The sequence below is a fragment of the Nocardia sp. CDC160 genome (assembly GCF_035818795.1).
In the GTDB taxonomy this organism is placed as follows: domain Bacteria; phylum Actinomycetota; class Actinomycetes; order Mycobacteriales; family Mycobacteriaceae; genus Nocardia.
The window spans coordinates 1333020-1357862 of record NZ_JAYKYT010000004.1; the positions used below are offsets into that span (position 1 = coordinate 1333020).

A 24843-nucleotide genomic window follows, 5' to 3' on the forward strand; every position below is an offset into this window, starting at 1 on the left:
GGCGCGCGGTGGAGCGGTCGACTGTCGGCCCCTGGGTGGCGTCACTAATAGGGGGGACCGACGAGCTTATGGGATTGTCGAGGACTGGATGAGGTGTCGCAACCACAGCCTCGATATCGCGACACCCGGTGTTCACCCGACCCGGTTCAGTGCTCGCGGTGTTCGAGCGGACGCTCGGCGAGGACCGGGAACTGCCCGGTGAATCCGGACCGGGCCGCGGCGATCGCCATCACCCGTTTGCGCGTCAGGAACCAGCCGATCGTCATCACCGGCCCCATGACCACCACCATCGCGATCAGTGCGCCGCGCTGGGTGTCGTCCTTGCCGAAGGCCATCAACGCGAGCACGCCCACCAGGAAGAGCAGTGCCGCCCAGTTGGTGTAGGGCGCGCCCGGCATCCGGAACTTCGGGCGGACGGCCTTGCCCTCGCGGGCCCAGCGCCACAGCTTCAGCTGGCAGACCAGGATGGCCGCCCAGGCCGCGATGGTGCCTAGTGCCGACATGTTCAGCACGATCTCGAAGGCCTTCGCGGGCACGATCGCGTTGAGCCCGACACCGCCCAGGGCGACGGTGGCGGTGGCGAGAATTCCCACGTACGGCACGCCACCGCGGCTCATCCGGGACGCCACGGACGGGGCGCTGCCGTTGACGGCCATCGAGCGCAGAATGCGGCCGGTCGAGTACAGTCCGGCATTGAGGCTGGAGAACGCGGCGGTCAGCACGATCAAGTTCATCACCGAGCCCGCGCCGTTGATGCCGAGCTTGCTGAAGAACGTCACGAACGGACTGGTACCGGCCTTGAACGCGGTGTACGGCAACAGCATCGACAGCAGCACCAGCGAGCCGACGTAGAACAGGGCGATGCGGGCGATGACGGAGTTGATCGCACGGGGCATGACCTTTTCCGGATTCTCGGCCTCGCCCGCCGCCGTGCCGACGAGTTCCACTGCCGCGTAAGCGAATACGACGCCGGTCGTGGTCAAGACCAAGGGCAGTGTCCCGGTCGGGAACAATCCGCCGTGGGCCGAGATCACACTCGGCCCGGTGACCTCACCCGCGATCTTGAACCGACCGAGCAGGAATACCAGACCGACGACCAGGAAGCTGATCAACGCCACCACTTTGATCAGGGCCGCCCAGAATTCCATCTCACCGAACCACTTGACCGACACCATGTTCAGCGCGACCACGAACACCAGCGCTATGAGTGCGATCGTCCATTGCGGAATCACCTTGGTCGCGCCCCAGTAGTGCACGTAGGTGGCGATGGCGGTGATGTCGACGATGCCGGTCATACACCAGTGGAAGAAGTACATCCAGCCGACGCCGAAGGCGAGCTTCTCGCCGTAGAACTCGCGGGAGTAGGAGACGAATGATCCCGACGAGGGCCGGTGCATCACCAGTTCGCCGAGCGCGCGCAGGATGAAGAACACGAATATCCCGCACACCGCGTAGGCGATGAACAGGCCGGGACCGGCGACCTTGAGACGCCCGGCGGCGCCGAGGAACAGACCGGTCCCGATCGCGCCGCCAATGGCGATCATCTGCAACTGCCGCGGGCGCAGGGCCTTGTGATAGCCCGCATCCTCAGCCTCGATGCCGAGCGCGGACGTCGGCGCGTCCGTTCGACTTTCAACGGTGGCCATAGTGGAAGACCTCTCATGTGCTTGGGCGATAGTGCCCTGAATCACACCATCGTGCGGTGAACCATATACATCGTTTGATGGCACATGCAATGCTGTGATGACAGGTTTACGAACCCGAAACCTGATCCCGCGGAGCAGGCCGTGCGGGACGCGAAGCATCGACGGTCGGATGTGGTTTCCTGGAGACGTGGCCGAGACGGAATTCACGATCGACGAGCTGGCGCGCGAGACCGGCATGACGGTGCGCAGCCTGCGCGCCTACCACGAGCGCGGCGTGCTGCCGCCGCCATACCTGAAGGGCCGCACCGGTTTCTACAACCAGGAGCATGTGAACCGGCTGCAGATGATCAGCCGTCTGCTCGACCGCGGCATCAAACTGCACGGCATCCGCGAATTGCTCGAGGCCTGGGATCGCGGCGAGGACCTCGGCGATGTGCTCGGAGTAGAGGAGACACCCGAACCCGGCACCGAGCAGACCGCCCGCCTCACCGGCCGCGAAGCCACCCCCGCCCGCCGCATTCCGGCCACCCACCTGGCCGAACGCTACAGCGAGGTACCCAACGGCCTGGCCCGCATCGTCGCCGCGGGCCTCTACGAGCCCGTCGACGTGGCCACCTACCGAGAACGCAATCCGCGCTTGGTCGCCCTGACCGAACAACTCGTCACCGCCGGTATCCCCCGCACCCGCGCCCTCGACGAGGTCGAGCGCTTGCGCGCCACCTGCGAACACATCGCCCGCCGCTTCGCCGACCTGGCCGAATCAACCCCGGCCGCACTCCGAACCCTCCCAGGCCAGGCCGCAGCCGACCTGATCGACGAATTCCTCACCCGCTACCTGGATTCGACCCCCCGCGAACTCTCCCGCCCCTATGACTCACCATGAGTGCATAAACCATCAAACAGTGGCACATAAGTCAATGGTCCTCACCGGTCAGGCGTGGTACAGGAGATAGATCGAGAGCAACGTCATCACCACCATCATGGGCATGGTGAACGACAGGAGATACAGCCGGTACCGCCGCTCCCGGCGGATATCCTCCACGGTCGGCGCCACCGGCCCGAGCGTGCCGATGCACAGCTTCCGCGGTCCCCGCCCGAACAACGGCGCCCGGAAATAGATCTGGGTGACCTGCCCGGCCACCACCGGAACAACCGCGCGCGCAGGGATTTTCCCGGGCCCGCCCTGCACCGCGGTGACCACATGCTCCCCCGGCACCACGGGAATATAGGTGCTCCCCCACCGCACCCCCGGCACAGCCTGACCATCGATGGTGACCTTCACCCCCGGCAGCACGATCGTCCCGTCCGGAAACGAGGCCTCGAGGCGAATCCCCGTGCGCCCCGGCTCCGTCGCATACGGAGGAGACCACCCCGCCTCTGCCTCCGACTGATTCGACAACCACATACGAATGGATCGCCCCCAGCCCCCACCCCGTAAACGACTGCGCGGCCGCCTTTCACGACGGTGCGACAAAGGTGGCGAAGTACATCGCGGTGAGCTGTTCGGTCAGTCGTTTGTTCGACCACCGTCGTTGGTGCGCGAGGCGGTCGAGTAGGTCGAGTGACATGAGTGACCACAGCAGGTCGGTCGCGGTATCGACAGAAAGGTGTGGGGCGAGCACCCCTTCCCGTGCCAGCCGTTCGACGACGCGACGGCTGCCTTTGAGCCAATTCCCCTGGGTGGTCCGCCACAATGCCGCCGCGTCCGGGTCGGTGTGCTGGGCTTGCTCGAAAGCCCGCAGCACCGCCAGGATTCGCAGATGTGATCGCACGAGGTGGGCGACCCATTCACGCAGACCCGACACGGCATCGGGGGCATCCCACACGGCCTGGAGCGATTCCGCGAGATTGTCGGTCTCGCCGAGACTGCGGTAGAGCGCGGTGACGAGATCGGTCCGCGTTGCGAAATGCAGGTAGACAGCTCGGCGGGTGACGCCCGCGCGCTCGGCGACGGCCGCCATGGTCAACGCGGGCAAGCCGTCGTTCTCGATGATGTCGCGGGTCGCCGCCAACAGGGCGCCGACCGTGCGGTGGCCTCTGGCGTTCTGCGGCTGGGTCATGTCCGTCTCCGAATGTTGGTGCGAATTGCTGCGAGCACGTGCGGGATGTGCACACCATGTGTAGTTTAGTTTCTACACATAGCGTGTAGTTCATGGCGGTGGTCATGTCGGCTACAGCTGTCACGGGACATTTTGGGGCGGTGGGGAATTGAGCAACCGAATCAGTCGCCGAGCGTTCATCGGCACAGCAGGTGTGGGCGTTCTCGGTGCGACGGCGTGGGCGGTTGGTGATCGTGTCACGACACGCGCGTCGACAGCGGTCGGCGATGGTCTGCGCGCGGTCGTGCGGGGCCGGGTGTCGTTGCCGGGAGACCCGGGTTTCGAGGCGGCGAGCCGACCGTGGAGTAACGCTGTCACGCAGCAGGTGCGGGCGGCGGTGGAGCTCGCCGACGCCGACGATGCCGCCGCGTTGGTGCGGTACGCGCGCCGAGCCGGAGCGTCGCTGTCGGTCCAGCCCAACGGCCATGGTGCCAGCGACGACCTCGAGGGCATAATCCTGGTCCGCACAAGCAAACTCGACACAATTCAAGTAGACCCCGCCGCGCGAACTGCCCGGGTCGGCGCAGGCGTTGCGTGGGGTCGAGTGCTCGCCGAAGCGGGACCGCATGGATTGACCGGACTGGCGGGCAGTTCCGCAGCGGTCAACGTGACCGGCTTCTGCCTCGGCGGCGGATTGAGCTGGTTCGGGCGCAAACACGGGTGGGCCGCCGACAGTGTTACCGCGTTCGACATCGTCGACGCCGACGGTCACCCCGGCCGGATAACCGCCACCTCCGACCCGGACCTGTTCTGGGCACTGCGCGGCGGCGGTGGCGACTTCGCGCTCGTCACCGCAATCGAGCTCGATCTACACCCGGCCCCAGCGGTTTTCGGCGGGCAAATGGTGTGGCCAGGGACCACCGCACCCGCGGTCATGACAGCCTTCCGGGACGTCACCGCACACGCCCCCGACGAATTGACGGTGTGGTTCCAGCAATTCCAGCCCCCAGGATCGACGACCACACTCACCAGCGTTCTCGTCGCTTATCTGGGCGACGAAACCACCGGCCGGGCCCTGCTGTCCGGGTTCGACTCGATTCCGGGCAGACTCCAAGACACCCGCCGCATGATGGCGATCGCCGACCTCGGCGAAATCGCCTCCGAACCAACCGATCCCAGCCCAGAAAGATTCGCCTCAGAGCTGCTGACCGACATCGACGACCACACCGCCGACGCTCTGCTGCAACCAATAACCCCACTGCTCGCGATGGAGATCCGCCACCTCGGCGGCGCGTTCGCCCAGCCGTCCGACAGCGCGGCCGGGCCACTGACGGCCCCCTACTGCCTCATCGAAATCGGCATGGTCACCACACCAGAATCGAAGACGGCGATCGAGGCCCGCCGCCAGCAGTACCGCGACGCCCTACGCCCGGTCCTGGCCGACAGAGCACCCTTCACATTCCTCACACCGGGCGACACCGCAGCACGCGCTTTCACCCCCGCCGCGCTAACCCGCTTGCGCACAATCAAACACAGTCGCGACCCCTACGCAATCATCCGCTCCAACTACCCCGTCCTCGCCTGAATCACCGCCCACCCGAAGCGGCGTCCCCGCCTGGCCGGTTCGGTCAGGCGGGCTTGGGGGTGGTTGAGGCTTGGATGATGGCGGGGAAGTAGGTGCGGGCGAACCAGCGGGCGTGGTCGTCGGTGTTGGTGGGGAGTACGGCGCTGGGGACCATGAGTAGGGATGCGGTGAGGCGGATGAGGATTTCGGCGGCGCGGAGGGCGGATTCGAAGGGGAGGGTGTCGTCGGCGAGGGCGGCGGCGATGGTTACTCGGATTGGTTCGAAGGTGGTGCTGTGGTCGGTGAGGAACGAGGTCAGGGTCTCGGGTTCGTATTGACGTAGTGCTGCGACGAGGGGGTGGCGGCGGCATTCGCGGATGCCGAGAACGAATGCTTCGACCGCCTTGTCGGTGGGGTTGCCCTGGTCGAGGATTTGGCCGCTGATCTCGGCGAAGAAGGATACGACTTCACGGACCACGACCTGGCGAACGATTTCGTCCTTCTCGCCGATGCGCCGGTAGACGGTGGGCCGGGAAACCTTGGCGCGGCGGGCGATATCGCCGACGGAGGTCCGGCGGAACCCGTGCTCGATGAACTCGGCGCGTGCGACGTCGAGCAGACGTGTGTGTTCGGCGTCGCCGGTCGGCGGTGCCACGGCGAGCAAGTGCTCGAGATCCATGCCTGCGTCGGTCATGGCTGTGAGGCTATCGCCTGCCGGATCGCCTGCCGCGCTGCGGATTCGGCTCATCACCCCACCCTTGCCGTCTGTGTTACACAAAGATACTTTTGTAAACATGTTACAGGGTGGTGGCGCAGGGGGCCGCCACCCACATCGTCGAAAGGCCTCCCATGAGGACGCTTCATCACCTCGGCCCATCTCCCGAACACGCCCGCTACCAGGCATTGCTGCCCGAGTTCTGGGACAAGGTCAAACGGCAGGAGGCCGAAGCCCTCGAGCGGGGCTACCCGATCGAGGGCGCCTTCGAATTCGGGCAGAAATGGTTCGGCGCGTGGGCCGATCAGAGCCTGGACAAGCTGCGCGACTGCATGGCCGAGGACTGCGACTTCATCGACAGCTCGACCTTCCAGAACATTCGCATCGGCCGAGCGGAAACCCTCGCCAACTGCGCGGCCTGTTTCGAGGCGTTCCCCGACATCGCGTTCTACCCCCAGGACGACAGCCTGCGATCCCTGCCCTACGGCGACTACTCCCACGGCCAACTGCGCATGGCGATCCCGTGGCGGGGCATTGCCCGCTGGACCGGACCGCTGCGGCTGCCCGGCACCGACATCGTGCTCCCACCGACGGGGCGGTGCCTGAATTTCATTGGGGTGGACCGCTATCTCCTGACCGACGACTTCAAGATAACCCACATCGATACCGATTGGGACATGCTGTTCATGGGTGTTCAGTTGTCCCCGTTGGGGATTCGCGCGCCGCGGTTGGGTGTGTTGAAGGCCGCCGCGCTGGCCGCACAGGTGGCCGTGCCGCTGCTGCGGCGACTGAACAGCGGCGGCCTCGATGGCCACCGTCGCTTCGACCTGCCGTTGCTCAGCATCGCCGGACCGGGAGCGTCGGCATGAGCACGAATTCCGTGACGCGGCCGCGTTCCCGGCGTCGCGTGAGCACCTTCGCCCGGTCGATCGACCCGATGATCCCGGGCCCGAAAGGGCGGCCATTGCTGGGAGTACTACCCGAATTCCGCAGGGACCCTTTCGAATCCGTGCGCGGTTGGGCTCGCGAGTACGGTGACGTGTTCCACGTGCCGCTGCCGATGCTGAACGTGGTGATGGTCAATCATCCCGAATTGGCGGCCACCGTGCTCAACGACCGCGACGGCAACCTGGGCCAGTTCGGCCGCGTCGGGGAATTGGTCGCGCGGGTGACGGGGGCGACCATGCCGATCATGGAAGGCGACGCCCTGCGTCAGCGTCGCCGCCTGCTCAGGCCCATGTTCGGTCGCCGCCACCTGGCGGTGATCGCGGAATCCATTGTCGCGGAGTTCACCCGCCGCATCGAACGCTGGGATCGCTTCGCCGACACCGGAGAAGTCGTGGACCTGCAGGCCGAGCTCATGCGCGTCACCCTGCCCGGGTTCCTGCGGGCCATGTACGCCACCGAACTCACCGAAACCCAACTCGCCCATGCCGACATCGATATTCGCCTGATCCTGCGCACCCTCGCCTCGGGCGTATTCCTTTCTCCCCCAACGATTCCGCTGCCGATACCGGGCACCGAGAACCTGCCGAAGTCGTTCCGGCGCTTGTACGCCCTCGTCGACGGCCTCATCGAGCAACGGCTCGCCGACCCGGCCGAACACCACGACATCCTCGGCCTGCTGCTGGCCAGCCGCTACGAGGACGGCACCGGCCTGTCCCATCGTGACCTGCGCATGGAACTGATCACCCTGATGGGCGGCGGCTACGAAACCATGGTGGCCTCCATGTCTCACACCCTCGCCCATCTGGCGCTCAATCCCGAACCCGCGCAACGGCTCTACGACGAGATCGACGAACTCGACGGCGCCGCACCCACTTACGACGATCTCGCCCGCCTCACCTGGGCGCGAGCGTGTTTCGACGAGGGGCAGCGCCTGCAGGGCCATCCGATGAACCCTCGATTCGCCTGGCACGCCACCGAACTCGCCGGATTCCACATCCCCGCAGGCACCGTCGTCGGGGTCCCCGTCTACACCCTGCACCGCGACCAACGCTGGTGGCGCGACCCGGACCGCTACGACCCCACCCGCTTCACCGACACCACCACCCATCCCCCACGACCCGGCCAAACGTTCATCCCCTTCGGCGCGGGACCCCACCACTGCCTCGGCTCCGCCTTGGCGTACCTGAACGCCCAATTCCTGCTCACCCCGATCTTCCAGCGCTACCGGTTGCACACCCCACCGGGCTGGACACCGCGGCACGCCTCCACCTTCTCCATCACCCTCGACGGCGGTCTGCCCGTCCACCTGACCAAGGTCCGCGATCAGGTCAGAACTTCTCGAACAACTGCTGCGGAATGATCGGTTGGTGGTAGGTGCATTCGCCGGACAGCACAGTGGAACCATGTAGCCGTGACATCGGGATGAGCAGCTTGTCGCCTGCGGTGAGTTGAATTTTGTGGGTGACGTTGTTCCAGAAGTGCATCTCACCGACCTCGATCATGACCAGGCGATGTTCGTCGTGCACATGGGTTGTCGAGGTCTCCTCGTGCGATTCGACGAAGGTGTCGAGATCTACTTCGATGTGCTCGTCGGTGAGGTAGCGGTCGATCTGCTCGGCTTTCCGCTGATGCTCGTCGATGCGGTCCGCCCAGGCCAATTGGGTGGACAGATCCTCGTCCCACAGGTCGGCGAACCATGCCGCATCCGAGAAACCGGCGGCGAAACCCTCGATCGCGCGCGGGCCGAACGCCTCGTACAGCGGCTGGATCAGCGCGTCCACGAGCCGGTCCGGGTCGGTGGGTTCGGTGCCGCGACCGGTGTCGAAATAGTCTGTCCCGCCGCCGAATCCGTCGGTGAACAGCCAGCGGAAGCGGTCGCGGGTCAGCTCCTCGTTGATCCTGCGGTGCGCGACCGCGCCGAGGAAATCGAAGCACCGCTCGCGCCGTCGGCTCAGATAGTGCAGGTGGTTGCCACGCGCGAGTGACGAGGTCAGATACAGCTGCCAATAAGCGCCCGCGCCCGGACGCAATCCGGCCGCGTCGAGCAGGCCGCGGTACTGCTCACCGCGTCGCACCCAACCTCTGTACTCGTCCACGAGCATCTCCCGCAGCGCGGGATGGACGGCCTGATACTCGCCATTGGCCCCGTGCGAGACGGCCACGTACTGGGCCGGTGTGAAGGCGCTGAACTGCAACAGCGTGAAGGTGGCGGCCGCGCGTCGGTCGCGGGTGGCGGCCGCGACCTCGAAGACTCGTCCCGGCTCGGCGAGCCGCCGCTCGTAGTAGTCGCGAACCCGTTGCCGCAGCCATTCCGGCCCGGCGTACTCGACCGGCTCGCGGCCATTGTCGAGCAGTGCGAACAAATGGTTTTCCAGGACCGGTCCCGCCATTGCCGACAGTATTCGGTTCCGGTCGCTGTAGAACCGCGGCTGTTCGATCGCGGCCGCCTTATCGTCGACCGGCGGCAGATAGAGCAGGTCGCAATCGTAGACATTGCGCAGCATCCGATGCCCTAGCAAACCGCTCAGTTTGAGATAGTCGCTCTCGGCGATCGGTTTCGAATAGTCCAGCCATTCCAGGTCGGCCGGGCGGACCGGTCTGCGATACGGATTGTTCTCGGTGGTCAACTCGTCCCATTCGGCGGCCCGAAAGGCGGGATTCGCCGCAAAGGCACGCACAATTGCATTTGCATCGGTTGGGTCCGGCAGCTGCCGGGCGTCGATCTGCTCATTCATTGTCTTCTCCATGGAAGGGGCAGGACTGATACGCATCGGTGTCGTCGTCGGGAATGAAGTACTGACGCCATTCGAAATTCGACGGATCCCCGTAATCCCCCATGGACGGATGCAATGTCGCAACGTCCCAGGCGGCCAGTCGATCGCGTATTTGTTTCCGGGCGGCGGCTCCGGCCGGGGTGCCGCCTTCGATCCCGTGGAAGACATTGCGGGGCTGGAACATGAGCACCAGGCTCTCGCCGAGCCGCCGGGATCGGCGGAGCCGGTGCGTCGGGGCGGCCGCGAAAACGAACATCGCGGTGCCGTGGAAGCAGAACTCCCACAATGGATCTGCCGGATCGCGGGCGAAGTCGGCGGGCCACGGCCGGTCATCGTGCCGGTGCAGGTACCGCAGGGCGGCCCAGAAGGTCTGGGCGTGATCCTCGTGCGAGGCCGAGTCGTCGGGTTCGATGAAGGCGGCGAGCACCTGGCGCAACTTCGGGGTCGGGCGGACGTAATCGAGGAAAACCGCGAGTCGCTCGGCGAGCGGTCGATAGTCGTTCCGTTCGAGCGGAGTGACGAACAATTCTCGCCTTTCCAGCGCCCGCCGACCGAAATGGCAGGGGTAGTCTCGGTGCCCCACCTCCCATTGGAACACGGTCAGCGCTGATGCGAACCAGCGTGGGATCTCCGGCGCACCGATCGCCTCGCCCTGATCCAAGACGTAGATTTCCTGCGCGGCTAGTTCGGACAGTTTGTCGGGTAGAAATGCCAGTGGTTGCGAAACCGGCATAACTCACCCTCCTCCCTGATTCTTTTGTTACGGATACATTACCAATGTCGATCCGCCAGGTATCGTATGCAGACCCCGAGATAGATCGCAAGGAGTCAAAGTGCACCGGCCTTAACACAATTCAATCGGGTTAATATTTGCCATACATTCGGGGGCCGACAGGTAAATCCGATTTCGCATGTGAATGTTTTAGAGCAGGGCAATTTCCGGCCTCGTCGAGAGGCCGTCAATGCGCCGCGACATGAATTACTCGGCGCTTACCGGCGGATGACGATATCCCGAGGTACCGGTCGACGGGTCTCCGCCAGCCGCGTGCACATCAGCAGCGCGACGAACGGAATCGCGATCAGGACGGCCAGCGTGGTGGCGAGACCGCGGGCGTCGGCCAACAGACCGAGCAGCGGCGTGGCCGCGCCTCCGGCCGACACCGCCAAACCCAGCGTGACACCGCTCGCGGTGCCTACCCGGTTCGGCAAGTACTCCTGGCCCAGCGTCGTGTGCACCGCGAACGGAAGGTATATGCCGATGCCACAGATCACGACGGCCACGAACAACAGACCGAGGGCCGGTGCCAGCACGACACCGGCGAATCCCGGTACGGCCAGCAGATATCCGAGGCGCAGGGTGCGAACCCGGCCGATCCGATCGGCCAGCCAGCCCCCGCCGATCGTGGCGAACGCGCCCGCCACCGTCATGGTGGTCAACGCGGCCGACGCTACCGAGTGCGAAGCATGGAATCGATTGATGGCATAGAGCTCCAGGAAGGTCGACAGTCCGAAGAACAGGATGGATCGGCAGATGACGACGCCGGTCAACCAGCCGAACGACCGCCAGTCGTCGAGCCGATCCACCCCACCGGGCCGCGCCACGCCATTGTGGTGCGCGCCCGAAAGCCGTGGCAGCAGTGGCCATATCACCGCGGCCATGGCGACCGCGGGCAGTACGAGCAGCGGGGTGCCCGTCAGACCGGTGGCACCGAGCACCGCGGTGACCGCGACCGGGCCGATCGCGAAACCGAGATTGCCGCCCAGGGCGAACCAGCTCATCGCCTGGGCGGAGTCGCCTCCGACCACACCGACCGCGCGGGCCGCCTCGGGATGGTAGGCGGCGACACCCGCTCCCGAGAGCGCGACGGCCAGCCAGATGAGGGCGTAGTGCGAACCGAGCCCGGACAGCGCGATACCGCTTCCCGCCGTGAGCAATCCGCCGACCAGCAGCCATGACATCGGACGCCGGTCGGCCAGCCAGCCGAAAACGGGCTGTACCACGCTGGATACCAGCGTCGCGGCCAGCGTGATGCCGGTGACCGCCAGGTAGCTGTAGTGATAGGCCAGCAGGAGAAACGGGATGATCGCGGGCACCGCACCCTGGTAGAGATCGTCCACGACGTGACTGAGCGCGAGCAACGCCACCGCGGGGCGGGACACGCGTGTGCGGTCGGTCGCCGTTTCCTCAGATGTCTGAGGACCTTTCGTCATCGTGTCCCTCCCGGGATCCGATTGCCGTGCTAGGTCGTCAAGCTCCGCAGTGCCCGCAGGGTGACGGTGACGTTGGCCTCGGTCGCGGCGGCGGCCGCCTGCGGATCGCCCGCGCGGATCGCCTCGGCCAAAGCGACATGCGCATCGCTCACCCCCGCGATGCCGGGGCCCGCGTCGACATCATCGATCAGATCGCGGAGCGCTTCGGGCAGCCTCGTATTCGCGAGGGAGCCGAAGATCTGGTCCAGCAGCGGATTGTGCGCGGCCGCCACCACCGCACGATGGAATGCGAGGTCCGCGGCGATGAAGACCTCGTCCTTACCGCGCTGTTCCGCCTGTTGCCGCTCGGCCAGCGCGGAATCCATGCGGCGCAGGTCATCCGGAGTGCGCCGCACCGCGGCCAGCCGCGCGGCCTGCAGCTCGATCGCCTCGCGCACCTCGTACACCTCCAGCACGGTGGCGCGGCGGACCAGGGTCTCGAGTCCGTTCGCGGTGGTGGACACCACGAAAGTTCCACGGCCCTGGCGTGATTCGAGCATCCCGAGGTGCACCAGCGCGGTGATCGCCTCGCGCACCGTCGACCGGCCGACTCCCAATTGGGCCGCCAGTTCGGTCTCGGCCGGGATCCGGCTCCCGACGGGCCAGGCTCCGTCGGCGAGCTGACTGGACAACTGGCGCAGCGCCATTTGGACCAATGGCGTGCGACGCAAAGGCTCGAGACTCATCCCACTCCTCAGTTGTCTGAGGACCAGGATAACCCCGGGAGACGACCATGCGGCAGCCCTTCGATCCAACGGAGCGAACCGTCCCACGGCTAACCGTCGGTGGTTCGTTGCCTAGCGGGCGTCCGACACCTGCTGTTCGAGGTCAGCGATCTCGGCGCGGAGCCATTCCTTGTCCGCGTTGGCGGTCGCCGCAGCGAGGGTGAGCATTCCGCGCCGGAATCGATCGGGCATCTCGGCGGCCTTCAGTGGCCGTCCCTGCTCGTAGAAGTAGCTCGCGGGTTCTTCGTAGAACGCGAGTCGGCGGCGCAGGACCGCGGCCTGATCGGCGGGATCCGGCAGGAATCGCAGGAACGCCAGCAGGATGAAGAAGTTGTTGCGGTCGGTGATCTCGACCTGGGCCGGATTCCGCAGGCGCCGCAGCAGTTCCGCGCGACCGGCGTCGGTCAGGGTGTAGACCTGTCGCGCGCCATCGTCGTCCTTGGTGAGCAGACCGGCCGCGCGCAACCGGTTCAGCGCCGGGTAGAGCGCGCCATCGCTGACGGGCCGGATGTGGCCGGACAGCCCCGAGATGCGCTGGCGCAGCTCATAGGCGTGCATGGACCGCTCGAAAAGGAACCCGAGGATGCTCAGCTCCAACATGGGCCAACCATAGCCTCTAATCGACTTATCTCGAAAAGAGGTAGCTCGATTCGAGACACTCTATTAGAGTGTCGGTATGACCGATTTCGTGACTACTTCCGAGGGAACCCGGCTCGCCTACGTGGATTCGGGCGGACCGGGCCGCCCCTTGCTGGCGCTGCACGGCGCGTTCGGCTGCGGCAGGTGCTGGATGCCGATGGCCGAACGCCTCGGCCGCCGCATCATCGCGCTGGACCAGCGCGGGCACGGCGAATCCGATAAACCGGGCGACTACTCCCGGGCGGCGTTCGTGAGCGACGCGGCCGCCGTCATCGAGAAGCTGGGGCTCGGGCCGGTATCGGTGATCGGGCATTCGCTGGGTGCCATCAACGCCTATCAGCTCGCCGCGCAACGTCCGGAGTTGGTCGAATCCTTTGTGGCACTCGACTTTCCGGTCGAGGTGGGCGAGTTCACCGATCCGTGGCTGGACGCGCTCCCGGCACGATTCCCCAGCCTCACCCAAATGCGAGCGACCCTGCACCGACTGGTGTCGATGGGAGTGCCCTTCCACTTCATGGAGAGCGCGGTGCGAGACTCGGACGGCTGGCACTTCCAGTGGCGCGCCGAGGATATGCGGTCAGTGAAGCGCGGCGTCATCGGCACCTGGTGGAACGACTGGACGGGCAGCACATGCCCGGCCCTGCTGCTGCTCGGCGGTGACAGCGCGGTGGTCCCGCCCGACCACGCGCGAGAGATGGTGTCCCGCAGACCGAATACCGCCCTGGCGACCATCGCGGGCGCGGGCCACGACCTCTACCTAACCCACACCGACGAGGTCGCCGCACACATCGCCCGATTCCTACCCTGACCTCACACGAACGCCCGCACCGCGTGTCCACGGTCGAGCAGCGACCGGGTGGCCCGCCGCCCGGTCGCCCCAGCCGCCTCGGTCACCAGAAACGTTGGCTGATCTGGCTTGGATTGCCTTGCCCTACCGTTCAATAGGCGACTGTGAAGACGGTCCTGTGCCGGGTCGGCTTCTCGATCTCGTCGACGAAGGCGATGGCATAATCCTCGCCGCTGATGCACGCGCGGCCCGTGCTGCGCGACACGCAGATTTCCCGCGCCACCGACGAGGCCGAGGCGCGCACCATTCTCGGATGCGATCCGGCCCAATGTCGGGATGTACTCGGCCAATCCGGTGCCGTGGGCCTGCAGGGCAACCACCAGCACATCGGCGCCCGCTGCGACATCACGCACGAATCCCTCGTCGAACAACGAACCCGGACGGAGGACCAGATCACTCCGGTTCGCCAGCGGCCCGATATCGCGTGCGATGGCAACAACCCGATGTCCACGAGTCGCCGCCTCGGTAGCGATGTTGCCACGGAGTAACCGGTGGCGCCGAATACTGCGATCGTCGTCATTGTTCTCCTCGAGTATCACGCGATGGCGATCAGTCGACGATGAGTCCGCCGGTCAGGTTGGCGACGGTGCCGGTCATCGCCGAGGCCCGATCGGAGGCGAGCAGGACCGCCGCTTGCGCGAGTTCGTCCAGCGCGGTCAACCGCTTGCGGTGCGTCATCGCACCCTCCATCTCGAGCAGTTGATCCTTCGCCATGCCGATCGCGTCCGCGTGCAACCCGAACACGGTGTGGATGGTCGGCGTCTCTGCCATGCCGGTGGTGCGCAAGCAGATCGCGCGAACACCGTGCTGCGCCCATTCGGCCGACAGCGCCCTGTTGAGACCTTCCATGGCCGCCCAGCCCACACTCATTCCGCCCACCAGAGGCATCGGCAGTCGGGCAGGTTCGGGGGTGTTCATCATGATCACCCCCGAACGCTGGGGGATCATGTGTCGCGCTGCGGATTTCGCGGTGACGAAATGCGCCCGGGTGTAGGTCGTGATCGGCCGCAAGAAGTTCTCAACCGGCAGGTCGGCGAGCGGGATGCCCTGCAACCCTCGCGGAGAGATCCCGATCGCGTTGAACGACACGTCGATACTCCCGGCGTCGGCGACGACCGCGGCCAAATGCTCGGTTACCGCCTTCTCGTCACCGGCATCCACCACAGCGGTCTCGGCGGTGCTACCGGCGGCCGCTATTTCCTTCGCGACCGCGTCGATGCTCTCGCGATTGCGGCCGGTCAGAAACACTTTCGCGCCTTCGTCGGCGAATGCGCGAGCCACCGCGCTGCCGACCGCACCGCTCGCGCCGTACACGACAACGTTCTTGTTTTCCAGCAACATAACCTTCTCTTCCTGTAGCTCACGGCCCCTACATGGACAGAGGCGAGCTCACCGCGAAAGTTATCGGTGTCGTATCACCGCGAATCCGGGGTCGGCTGCTCTCGACCGGTCGACGGCACCGTCGCCCTGCAATACGCTCATGCATCGAAATCTGTTGATTCACAACGAATACGGGCGTAGTAAGGCCAGGGACGAGGAGGATCGGCGAATGCGGATCGGGACGATCGGGGCCGGGCGGATGGTGGAGTCGCTGGCCGGGCGGTGGGCAGCGGCCGGGCATGAGGTGCGGATCGGTGCCCGCGACACAGGTCGGGCCGCCGAACTCGCCACTCGAATCGGGGCTGTTGCGGGAGGCGGAATACGCGAGGCCGTCGAGTTCGGCAACGTCATACTGTTCGGCGTCAAACAGGCCGCGATCGTCGATGCGCTCGAAGCCGCCGGTGCCGCGGATGGCGCATTCACCGGCAAGATCATCATCGACTGCGGCAATGCGGTGGACCTCAGCGACTTCTCGCAGGTCACCTGGGACGGCAAATCTCTCGCCGAACAGGCCGAGGCCGTCGCGGTGGGCAGCCGAGTCGTCAAGGCGTTCAACCTCGCCGCCTACACCGTCTGGCAGAAGAATCCCGTCCAGTACGACGGCCGCCCACTGGCCATCCCAATCTGCGGCGACGACACCGCGAAGGCAACGATCGCCCCGTTGATCACCGGCATGGGCGCCACTCCGCTCGACGTCGGTGACCTGCGGCAGGCCCGCCAGTTGGAAGCCATGGGCGTGATCATCATCAAACTGCTGTTCGGTGGCGTCGGCCTCAACAGCGTCTTCCAATTCCTGCCCGAACCGGCCTGATCAACCCGAACCATCGATCGCCTGTGGCGCTCAACGGGCGCGGATTCGCGTAGTTCACTACTCATGACGGAGGTCGCCAGCAAGCACAGACTTGGGATGGTTGGGGTGGGATCACAGGCGCTGAGGCGCGGCGAGAGGCTCGTCCGTCGGGGGCTGGATTGAACCGGGGGGAAGCCGACGCACCTCGACTCGGGGCGTAGCACTCGCGCCCGCGAACCATCTCCCGAATGGAGCGTCATGGCAAGCACACTCAATCAACGGCTCACGCCCGCAACGGAGGACCGCGTTCTGCGATCGTCCGCGGTACGTACGCAAACGACAGGCGCGGACTCGTTCATCGCCATTCCGCCACAGATCGACAATGGCGACGAGGCCAGGTACGCCGACAAGTCCGGCACCTACACCAAAGGTGTTCTGCAGGAAGGGATCGGGCTGGTCGACCTGGCCGCCTATGACTCGTTCATACGGGCCTTGAGCAGCGGCAATCCCTCGGACTTCGAAAAGATAGTCCTGGGCGGGCCGCGCACGCTGAATGGTCCGCAGGGCGGGTTGAGCTTTTCCCTGTCCAGCGCGGACGTGAGCCAATTCGCGGTGCCACCGGCGCCAGCGCTGGCGAGCGAGGCGTACGCGACCGAACTCGTCGAGCTCTATTGGGCATCGCTGCTGCGTGATGTCGCCGTCACCGATTACAAGTCGAATCCGACGGCGGTGAAGGCCGCGGCCGAGTTGTCGTCCATGCGGGCCTATGCCGGACCGCGTGATTCGAGCGGCTCGGTGACCCCGGAATTGCTGTTCCGGGGTACTTTCGCGGGGGAAACGGTGGGACCCTACCTGTCGCAATTCCTCGTGCAGCCGACCGCGCTGGGATCATTGCCCATCACTCAGAGATACGTAACGAACAAGGCGGGCAAGGACTTCGCGCTGTCGCCCGCCGAGTACCAGCAGGTGCAGAACGGTCAGCCGACCGGCCAAAGCCTCACTCCGCTCGCGCAGCCGTTGTATCTGCACGACGGGCGCGGACTGGCCGCATACACCCATGACGATGTGCTCTACCAGGCGTACTTCGTGGCCTACCTGGTGTTGAACACCATCAACAACGGTGGACCGGTGCCGCTGAACCCCGGGAACCCCTACCGAGGTTCCAAGACCCAGAACGGCTTCGCGTCATTCGGCCAACCGGATATCGCGGCCACCCTCGCCACCGTGGCCGATCTGGCGCTGAAGGCCGTCTGGTATCAGAAGTGGTGGGTGCATCTGCGGCACCGTCCCGAATCGGGTGGCGCGATCGTTCACCTGCTCCGCACCGGCCAGGGCGGGTCGATTCAGGGCCATGTCAGCGACACCGTGGTCGATTCGCAGGCGGTCGCCGCCAGCTTCGCGGCGAACAACAGTTTCCTGCTCTCGCAGGCCTTTCCGGAAGGATCGCCGACGCATCCCGCCTAACCGACCGGGCACGGCGCGGTCGCCGGAGCCTGCATTACGGCGCTGAAGTTCTTCTTCGACGGCAGCTTCGTCCTGAAGAATCCGATCGTGTCGTCCTCCGACGGCCAATCCACCGCCCCATACACCGCTCCCGCAGGCGAACCTCCGCTGACCGTCAACGGAGAGTTGCACAAACTCGCCGACAACATCAGCTTCGGCCACGGCATTCACGCCGGAATCCACTGGCGCAGCGATACATTGACATCGATTCAGCTCGGCGAGGCGGTCGCACTGAGCTATCTGCGAGACCGCGCCCACACCTACAACGAGCAGTTCAGTATTTCTCTCACGAAACTGGACGGCTCCATCGCGACCATAACCAACCCCTAGCCTTGCGGTTTAGCAGCGAAGCCGCGGGCCATCCGGCCCGCGGCTTCGCTGTGTTGTGGACCTAGCTGGGCGTTATTCAAAACGCGCTGACCTGCATAAACTCCAAAGCACCCACGCCAGAATCAGCTCCACAGCACCACGCAACACATCCCGCCGGCCCAAGAAAACGTCGGAGAACCGGCCACGTGAGCCACGCAGAATCCGGCAGCGCCTCTCACCGGCGACGACCGCCGAGCTGATCCGGGACTACACCGACGGGGTCTCCACCGCGCAGCTCGCGGTCCGCTACGGGATCTCCAAGACCGCGGTCCTCACCCTGCTCACCCAACGCGACGTGCCGCGTCGCTACCAGTCGATGACCGCCGCCGACATCGATCACTCCGAGCGCCTATACCTGAGCGGCCACTCGCTGGTGACGTGCAGCAAGCTCACCGGCTTCCCCGCCAGCACCATCCGCGATGCGCTGCGCCAGCGCGGCACACCCATGCGCCCGGCCGGAGGCCGACCCAGTCACCGCTGATGTCTCGGCGTGTCGACACGCCGCACGCTCCACCAATCTCGAGCAGATAGCAACCCGACAGCGAATCAGTTCGGCAGTCGAGCGACGCCTGAACCCACGCGCGCACAGGAGACCCCCAATGCCCACCACGACCACCTACTCCCCTGAACCATCCGATACCTGCACCGCTCCCACACCGCCGACGCATCAGACCGCACCGCCCAATCAGCGTGCACACACGAGCTTCTTCTGGTGCGTGCTGCTCACCGCAGCCACCGTCAGCATCACCGGGAACGCCACCCACGCCGTTCTTCACGCGCACGCGCTGCCCGCAATCGCCGCCGCAGTCGCGATAGTGCCGCCGATCGCCCTACTTGCCGCAGTCCATGGCGTCACGGTCCTGCTCCGTGCGCACGCGCACGCTCGGTGGATGCACCTGCTCGCCACCGTGATGACGGTCCTCATCGCGGTCGCCGCGTTCCGGCTCTCGTTCACCGCCCTGCGCGATCTCGCCGCCCTCGCCGCCATCCCCCAACCTGAAGCGTGGCTGTGGCCGGTCATCATCGAAGGCTCCATGACACAAGCCACCGTCGCGCTACTCGCACTCGCCCACACCGGCTCGACACGTGCACACGCCACAGCCGGGCAACAGCTCGAAGAAGGCGTCACCCAGAACAGCCGCGCGGAAAGTCCACGTGCACACGATGACTCGGCGACCAACCACGAAACCGCCAACGGTCGAACGCCGCTTCACAGCAATCCATCACCACAGCGATGGTCATCCCTGGCGAACGCGCTCTGCGACCGCGACCCTGCCCACCGACGTGCCCCAGCCGATGTAGCCATCGTCCTCTCCAAGCACTTCGACCAGGGCCGGACCGCTACCGAGATTTCCCGCGAGACCGGGCGCAGCCGGTCCACGATCAGCCGCATCATCGGCGATGCCACCCGTATCCGAGCAGGTGAAGGACACGGCTGTGAGTCGATCCCAATACCACACCCGTGAAGCAACCAGAGGTGCGACGAACACCGAGCGATGACTGATTCCATACTTTACTTTGGAGTAAAGCTTGTGCGAGAGTGTTGCGGCTCATGCACTGCGTACCCATCCCCTGGCGACGCGGGGCGGTGATTGGACAAGGTTCGCCCTGAAATCCCCACAGGCATACGAGGTCGACCGATTGCCCAAGCAGCCTCGCCGGTCCCACGCACCCTTGCTAGTTAGGTAAGCCTGACCTACACTGTCAATGGTGTCAGGATCGAGCGAGGCCCCGAGGGCTGCGGCGGCCCCGATCCGCTGCCGACGGTGGGTTCCATTGATTCAGCATCAATGGAACCCACCGTCCTTCTCAAGCCCAGCCACCAGTGCCAGCCCAACCTTCTACGACTCAGGCCCAGCCCAATCCTCAGCCAACCATTGCTGAAACATCAGATGGCGGAATTCGTACGCGATTCCATTCGCTCGCAGTATCCCTGCTCTTCGCGCCCTGTCGAGAAACTCGGATGGTCGGCTCGAGAACTCCCCACTGACCTTGAGCACGAGCGACGCAGCAAGATGTCGTTGACCCGCGAATCCGACCAAGTACCAGACAACGAACCCAGCCCAAATACCACAGCTGAGTGCCCCCCTGGTCGCGTCCTCAGAGTCATACCGACCGCCCAAAATAAGGAGCGCGGTGGCCAAACCGAATACTCCGAACAGAAGAAAGGCTGCGAGACCCGACCATAGAGCAGACAGCCGGCCGTCACGGATCGTCTGCCTCTCGCTCTGGCCAAGGATCAGTCGCTCCTCGAAGGTCGTCGAAAATCCGAGGATGACGCTCGTGATCCCAGCAACAGCGCCAGCGATGCCAGCCAAGACCGCGTACACGGAAAGGTAGACCGACAACGATTCCGATGGTCCGAATACGCCTGCGAACGCCGTGAAAGCAGCGAAAATTACCAAGGCGCTACCACCGACGACGATGCCGCCCCGCAATGCACGTGGCCATCGAGAGCGGCCGGGAACACGCCACGCGAACCGTTCGGAAATCCCGCGAAACCCCGGCAGCGGCGACTGCGACCCGGCCTCCAGCCCATAGCCCACGAGCAGAACTGGAGCAAGCACGAGAGCAGTGACTGGCAATGTGAGGCCATTTACCCGATGGAGCAATGCGAGAGGTCCAAGTATCGCACCGGCTGCCAGAGCCGACAGTCCCGCGTGGACTGCAAGACACGTCCGGACTCCTGCCAAGCGCCACACCTGATCCAGAGTGAAGCCGGTCCCCTCGCGTCCCCGATGACGTTGCTGTTCGAGATAACGAGCCAGTGTCCTCAGCCAAAGACCTGCGGTGGCTTCGGAAGTCGGTGCGGCCCGATCGTTCTCGTCGGCGCCTGCGACGGCGAGCGGTATGAGGGAGCCCAGAAGTAGGCGTTGCGCCTCCTTCGTCTCGGTGGTCTTCGCAAGCGCGATTGCGGCATGTTCCCCGTCACGATGAAGCATTGCGGCTGCCATACCGAGCATCAAGGGTGTACTCAGCACCTCAACAATCGGACCGTCGGTGTGCTCGACCACCTCATTCACCAACGGCGAAAAAGATTCTGGCGCAATCTGATACCGATCTCGATACCGGTCGAGATATGACCAGATGTCTTCCGCGATCAAACCCTGCACAACCAAGATTTCGGCGCCGGGCAATGCAGGTCCGTGGCTCTCCACCACGTGGTCGTACACGTTCTTCCGACATGCGACAACGGCCGAGCGGGCGCTCCACGGAGCTTTCGTGCACAGTCGTTGCAAAGCCTCGCGAGCACGGTCAGGCTCCTCGCCGACCGGATCCATGTCATCCATACCATCAAGCACAGGAAGGACATGACCATTTCTGACCGTGGCGTATGCGAACCTCCAAGGGACCTGATACTCGAGCGCCAGCTGACCAGCCAACCATTTCGAAAAGTGTTGCCTTCCATCCCAACCTGAAGGACTCACACGGACTGGAACTGGAGTGAGGGCCCTCGCCGATTCAGGGGTTTCCGCCCGCCGCTCGAGCAGATCAAGGACAAGCTGATTCACCGCGCATGTCTTGCCTGCTCCGGCGTCGCCCAAGATGACCAACCTCCGCGGCTGGTCCAGACCTTCGAATCTCGCAGCGAGCGTCTCAAATCCGATCGCCGAACCATCGAGACCACGAAGTTCGAGCGGGATCGTCACCCCAACGCCAGCCCGAAGCTGGTCTCTGAGTCGATCCTCGCTCAGCCTTACCTGATAAGCGAGAAGGTCGGCTGCTTTGATCAGCTCGCCAGGTGAAACCCGCGGCAATCCCTTGGACTTCAACCATTTTCCAACCGGGCCAACCAGACTCGAGCCCAGCTTCAGCGCCACAGCCTCCCCACCGCCTGTCACGGCACGCAAGTCTGCCATCAAATCCCCGATCGATCACTACCCCTGCCACGAAGTTGAGCCTCCAGGGACTAGTACTCCAGCATCACTTCGTGATGTTGTTGGGTAGCATGGGGTTTCGTGCTGGTTGATGAGGATCTGGCGGCGTGGACGGCTGGGCTTGAGGAGTTGTTCGCGCGGGTGGCGGGGCGGTTTCATCGGGCGGAGCCGCGGTTGCGGGCGCGGGCGTATGTGCGGGGCCTGCTGGCTCCGCTGGCGGGGAAAAACGGCTGGACCTTGGCTGAAGCTGCGGGTGATTTGTCGCCGAATGGGATGCAGCGGTTGCTGAACAAGGCGGCGTGGGACGTCGATGGAGTTCGCGATGAGGCGCGCGCCTATGCCGTCGAGCACCTGGGCGATCCGGGCGGTGTGCTGGTTGTCGATGAGACCGGATTCCTGAAGAAGGGCCTGAAATCGGCTGGGGTGCAACGGCAATACTCGGGAACGGCTGGCCGAGTCGAGAATTGTCAGCTTGGTGTGTTCTGTGCGTATGCGACCGTGAAGGGTCGCACGCTGATCGACCGGGAGTTGTATCTGCCGAAATCGTGGACCGCCGATCGGGACCGCTGCCGCGAGGCCGGGGTGCCCGATGAGGTCGAGTTCGCCACGAAACAGGTTCTGGCACAGCGGATGCTGGCGCGTGCGCTGGATGCTGGTGTCCCTGCTCGCTGGGTCACCGCCGACGAGGCTTACGGCGGTGACTCGAAGTTCCGCCGCTGGCTCGAGCGACGGCGGATCGGATATGTGGTGGCCGTGCCAACCAGCGCGCCGATCGTGTCCCTGTCGGGAAGCTGGCGCGCCGACCAGGTCGTAGCAGATGCGCCAGCGGAGGCGTGGAAGCGGCTGAGCTGCGGCGAAGGCGCGAAAGGGCCCCGGCTGTTCGACTGGGCCGTGGCCACGCTGGGATCGCTCAGCGAAGCCGGCGCCGGGTGGCGGCGCTGGCTTCTGGCCCGGCGGTCGCTGACCCGCAACGCCAAGGGAGAACACGAAATCGCCTACTACCTGTGCGGTGCCCCGATCGGCACCAGCGACGAGGAATTGATCCAGGTCGCCGGTGCCCGATGGTCGGTCGAGGACTGTTTCCAGACCGCGAAAACCGAGGTCGGGCTCGACCAGTACCAGGTCCGCCGCTACGACGCCTGGTACCGCCACATCACCCTGGCCATGCTCGCCCACACCTACCTCGCGGTGACGGCAGCTGTCTCCCCAAAAGCGTTGGCAGCGGCCTCATTCCACTCACACTCGGCGAAATCAAGCGTCTCTTGGCACACCTGATCACCCCACACCCGGACCCCACCCGACTGCTCCGCTGGTCGAAATGGCGACGAAGACATCAACACCAGGCAAAACAAGCCCACTACCAGCGAAGACAGGCACTACATCACGAAGTGATGCTGGAGTACTAGTACTCCAGCATCACTTCGTGATGTTGTTGGGTAGCATGGGGTTTCGTGCTGGTTGATGAGGATCTGGCGGCGTGGACGGCTGGGCTTGAGGAGTTGTTCGCGCGGGTGGCGGGGCGGTTTCATCGGGCGGAGCCGCGGTTGCGGGCGCGGGCGTATGTGCGGGGCCTGCTGGCTCCGCTGGCGGGGAAAAACGGCTGGACCTTGGCTGAAGCTGCGGGTGATTTGTCGCCGAATGGGATGCAGCGGTTGCTGAACAAGGCGGCGTGGGACGTCGATGGAGTTCGCGATGAGGCGCGCGCCTATGCCGTCGAGCACCTGGGCGATCCGGGCGGTGTGCTGGTTGTCGATGAGACCGGATTCCTGAAGAAGGGCCTGAAATCGGCTGGGGTGCAACGGCAATACTCGGGAACGGCTGGCCGAGTCGAGAATTGTCAGCTTGGTGTGTTCTGTGCGTATGCGACCGTGAAGGGTCGCACGCTGATCGACCGGGAGTTGTATCTGCCGAAATCGTGGACCGCCGATCGGGACCGCTGCCGCGAGGCCGGGGTGCCCGATGAGGTCGAGTTCGCCACGAAACAGGTTCTGGCACAGCGGATGCTGGCGCGTGCGCTGGATGCTGGTGTCCCTGCTCGCTGGGTCACCGCCGACGAGGCTTACGGCGGTGACTCGAAGTTCCGCCGCTGGCTCGAGCGACGGCGGATCGGATATGTGGTGGCCGTGCCAACCAGCGCGCCGATCGTGTCCCTGTCGGGAAGCTGGCGCGCCGACCAGGTCGTAGCAGATGCGCCAGCGGAGGCGTGGAAGCGGCTGAGCTGCGGCGAAGGCGCGAAAGGGCCCCGGCTGTTCGACTGGGCCGTGGCCACGCTGGGATCGCTCAGCGAAGCCGGCGCCGGGTGGCGGCGCTGGCTTCTGGCCCGGCGGTCGCTGACCCGCAACGCCAAGGGAGAACACGAAATCGCCTACTACCTGTGCGGTGCCCCGATCGGCACCAGCGACGAGGAATTGATCCAGGTCGCCGGTGCCCGATGGTCGGTCGAGGACTGTTTCCAGACCGCGAAAACCGAGGTCGGGCTCGACCAGTACCAGGTCCGCCGCTACGACGCCTGGTACCGCCACATCACCCTGGCCATGCTCGCCCACACCTACCTCGCGGTGACGGCAGCTGTCTCCCCAAAAGCGTTGGCAGCGGCCTCATTCCACTCACACTCGGCGAAATCAAGCGTCTCTTGGCACACCTGATCACCCCACACCCGGACCCCACCCGACTGCTCCGCTGGTCGAAATGGCGACGAAGACATCAACACCAGGCAAAACAAGCCCACTACCAGCGAAGACAGGCACTACATCACGAAGTGATGCTGGAGTACTAG

Annotated in this window: 22 protein-coding genes and 2 pseudogenes; 13 read left to right on the forward strand and 11 right to left on the reverse strand. The window is 65.1% G+C overall.

The window, feature by feature from the left end; all coding sequences use genetic code 11:
* Window positions 1-146: 146 nt before the first annotated feature.
* Complete coding sequence (locus VMT40_RS27610; RefSeq protein WP_326361691.1) at window positions 147-1646, reverse strand: amino acid permease; 1500 nt, start codon at window positions 1644-1646, stop codon at window positions 147-149.
* 187 nt (window positions 1647-1833) lie between these two features.
* On the opposite strand from VMT40_RS27610, the gene VMT40_RS27615 reads away from it, so the two are divergent.
* Window positions 1834-2529 (forward strand): MerR family transcriptional regulator, encoded by a 696-nt coding sequence (locus VMT40_RS27615; RefSeq protein ID WP_326361692.1) that lies wholly within the window; start codon window positions 1834-1836, stop codon window positions 2527-2529.
* Window positions 2530-2577: 48 nt separating this feature from the next.
* Here the strand turns inward: VMT40_RS27615 and VMT40_RS27620 are convergent, their stop codons facing one another.
* Window positions 2578-2928 (reverse strand): hypothetical protein, encoded by a 351-nt coding sequence (locus tag VMT40_RS27620; RefSeq protein ID WP_326361693.1) that lies wholly within the window; start codon window positions 2926-2928, stop codon window positions 2578-2580.
* Between the two features lie 175 nt (window positions 2929-3103).
* Window positions 3104-3706 (reverse strand): TetR/AcrR family transcriptional regulator, encoded by a 603-nt coding sequence (locus VMT40_RS27625; protein WP_326361694.1) that lies wholly within the window; start codon window positions 3704-3706, stop codon window positions 3104-3106.
* 295 nt (window positions 3707-4001) lie between these two features.
* Here VMT40_RS27625 and VMT40_RS27630 point away from each other — a divergent pair, with 295 nt between their 5' ends.
* Complete coding sequence (locus VMT40_RS27630; protein WP_326361695.1) at window positions 4002-5270, forward strand: FAD-binding oxidoreductase; 1269 nt, start codon at window positions 4002-4004, stop codon at window positions 5268-5270.
* A gap of 43 nt (window positions 5271-5313) precedes the next feature.
* On the opposite strand, the gene VMT40_RS27635 is transcribed toward VMT40_RS27630, so the two are convergent.
* Window positions 5314-5943 (reverse strand): TetR/AcrR family transcriptional regulator, encoded by a 630-nt coding sequence (locus tag VMT40_RS27635; RefSeq protein WP_326361696.1) that lies wholly within the window; start codon window positions 5941-5943, stop codon window positions 5314-5316.
* Between the two features lie 155 nt (window positions 5944-6098).
* Here VMT40_RS27635 and VMT40_RS27640 point away from each other — a divergent pair, with 155 nt between their 5' ends.
* Window positions 6099-6833, forward strand: coding sequence for a nuclear transport factor 2 family protein (locus VMT40_RS27640; protein ID WP_442790049.1), 735 nt, complete (start codon window positions 6099-6101; stop codon window positions 6831-6833).
* Complete coding sequence (locus tag VMT40_RS27645) at window positions 6830-8272, forward strand: cytochrome P450 (RefSeq protein ID WP_326361697.1); 1443 nt, start codon at window positions 6830-6832, stop codon at window positions 8270-8272. Before VMT40_RS27640 ends, VMT40_RS27645 begins: the two co-directional genes overlap by 4 nt.
* Here VMT40_RS27645 and VMT40_RS27650 read toward each other — a convergent pair.
* The 5 genes from VMT40_RS27650 to VMT40_RS27670 form a co-directional block, all read right to left on the reverse strand.
* A complete protein-coding gene (locus VMT40_RS27650; protein ID WP_326361698.1) occupies window positions 8241-9647 on the reverse strand; it encodes a hypothetical protein in 1407 nt (468 codons plus the stop codon). The two genes, VMT40_RS27645 and VMT40_RS27650, sit on opposite strands and share 32 nt — an antisense overlap.
* On the reverse strand, window positions 9640-10419 hold the full coding sequence (locus VMT40_RS27655) for a YqcI/YcgG family protein (protein ID WP_326361699.1): 780 nt from the start codon (window positions 10417-10419) through the stop codon (window positions 9640-9642). The genes VMT40_RS27650 and VMT40_RS27655 overlap by 8 nt, the downstream gene beginning before the upstream one ends.
* Before the next feature lie 257 nt (window positions 10420-10676).
* Window positions 10677-11846 (reverse strand): MFS transporter, encoded by a 1170-nt coding sequence (locus VMT40_RS27660; RefSeq protein ID WP_326361700.1) that lies wholly within the window; start codon window positions 11844-11846, stop codon window positions 10677-10679.
* Window positions 11847-11926: 80 nt separating this feature from the next.
* Window positions 11927-12622, reverse strand: coding sequence for a FadR/GntR family transcriptional regulator (locus VMT40_RS27665; protein ID WP_326361701.1), 696 nt, complete (start codon window positions 12620-12622; stop codon window positions 11927-11929).
* A 111-nt stretch (window positions 12623-12733) separates the two neighbouring features.
* On the reverse strand, window positions 12734-13261 hold the full coding sequence (locus VMT40_RS27670; RefSeq protein WP_326361702.1) for a PadR family transcriptional regulator: 528 nt from the start codon (window positions 13259-13261) through the stop codon (window positions 12734-12736).
* A 76-nt stretch (window positions 13262-13337) separates the two neighbouring features.
* Between VMT40_RS27670 and VMT40_RS27675 the strand changes: the two genes are divergently transcribed.
* Both VMT40_RS27675 and VMT40_RS27680 read left to right on the forward strand, forming a co-directional pair.
* A complete protein-coding gene (locus VMT40_RS27675; RefSeq protein ID WP_326361703.1) occupies window positions 13338-14108 on the forward strand; it encodes an alpha/beta fold hydrolase in 771 nt (256 codons plus the stop codon).
* Between the two features lie 215 nt (window positions 14109-14323).
* Window positions 14324-14635, forward strand: coding sequence for a hypothetical protein (locus VMT40_RS27680; protein WP_326361704.1), 312 nt, complete (start codon window positions 14324-14326; stop codon window positions 14633-14635).
* Between the two features lie 61 nt (window positions 14636-14696).
* On the opposite strand, the gene VMT40_RS27685 is transcribed toward VMT40_RS27680, so the two are convergent.
* The gene (locus tag VMT40_RS27685) at window positions 14697-15488 is read right to left on the reverse strand and encodes an SDR family NAD(P)-dependent oxidoreductase (RefSeq protein ID WP_326361705.1); all 792 of its coding nucleotides are present in this window, start codon (window positions 15486-15488) and stop codon (window positions 14697-14699) included.
* A gap of 208 nt (window positions 15489-15696) precedes the next feature.
* On the opposite strand from VMT40_RS27685, the gene VMT40_RS27690 reads away from it, so the two are divergent.
* The 5 genes from VMT40_RS27690 (at window position 15697) to VMT40_RS27710 (ending at window position 19655) form a co-directional block, all read left to right on the forward strand.
* Window positions 15697-16338, forward strand: a complete 642-nt coding sequence (locus VMT40_RS27690) for an NADPH-dependent F420 reductase (protein WP_326361706.1) — start codon at window positions 15697-15699, stop codon at window positions 16336-16338.
* Between the two features lie 237 nt (window positions 16339-16575).
* Complete coding sequence (locus tag VMT40_RS27695; protein WP_326361707.1) at window positions 16576-17781, forward strand: hypothetical protein; 1206 nt, start codon at window positions 16576-16578, stop codon at window positions 17779-17781.
* An 87-nt stretch (window positions 17782-17868) separates the two neighbouring features.
* Window positions 17869-18150 (forward strand): hypothetical protein, encoded by a 282-nt coding sequence (locus VMT40_RS27700; RefSeq protein ID WP_326361708.1) that lies wholly within the window; start codon window positions 17869-17871, stop codon window positions 18148-18150.
* A 334-nt stretch (window positions 18151-18484) separates the two neighbouring features.
* A complete protein-coding gene (locus tag VMT40_RS27705) occupies window positions 18485-18670 on the forward strand; it encodes a hypothetical protein (RefSeq protein ID WP_326361709.1) in 186 nt (61 codons plus the stop codon).
* Between the two features lie 118 nt (window positions 18671-18788).
* Window positions 18789-19655: a DUF2637 domain-containing protein gene (locus tag VMT40_RS27710; RefSeq protein ID WP_326361710.1), complete on the forward strand. Its 867-nt coding sequence runs from the start codon at window positions 18789-18791 to the stop codon at window positions 19653-19655.
* Window positions 19656-20030: 375 nt separating this feature from the next.
* On the opposite strand, the gene VMT40_RS27715 is transcribed toward VMT40_RS27710, so the two are convergent.
* Entirely contained in the window at window positions 20031-22010 is a 1980-nt protein-coding gene (locus VMT40_RS27715; RefSeq protein WP_326361711.1) for an NACHT domain-containing protein, read from the reverse strand.
* Window positions 22011-22166: 156 nt separating this feature from the next.
* Here VMT40_RS27715 and VMT40_RS27720 point away from each other — a divergent pair.
* Window positions 22167-23473: pseudogene (locus VMT40_RS27720) on the forward strand (IS701 family transposase).
* 63 nt (window positions 23474-23536) lie between these two features.
* Window positions 23537-24843 (forward strand): annotated as a pseudogene (locus VMT40_RS27725) (IS701 family transposase).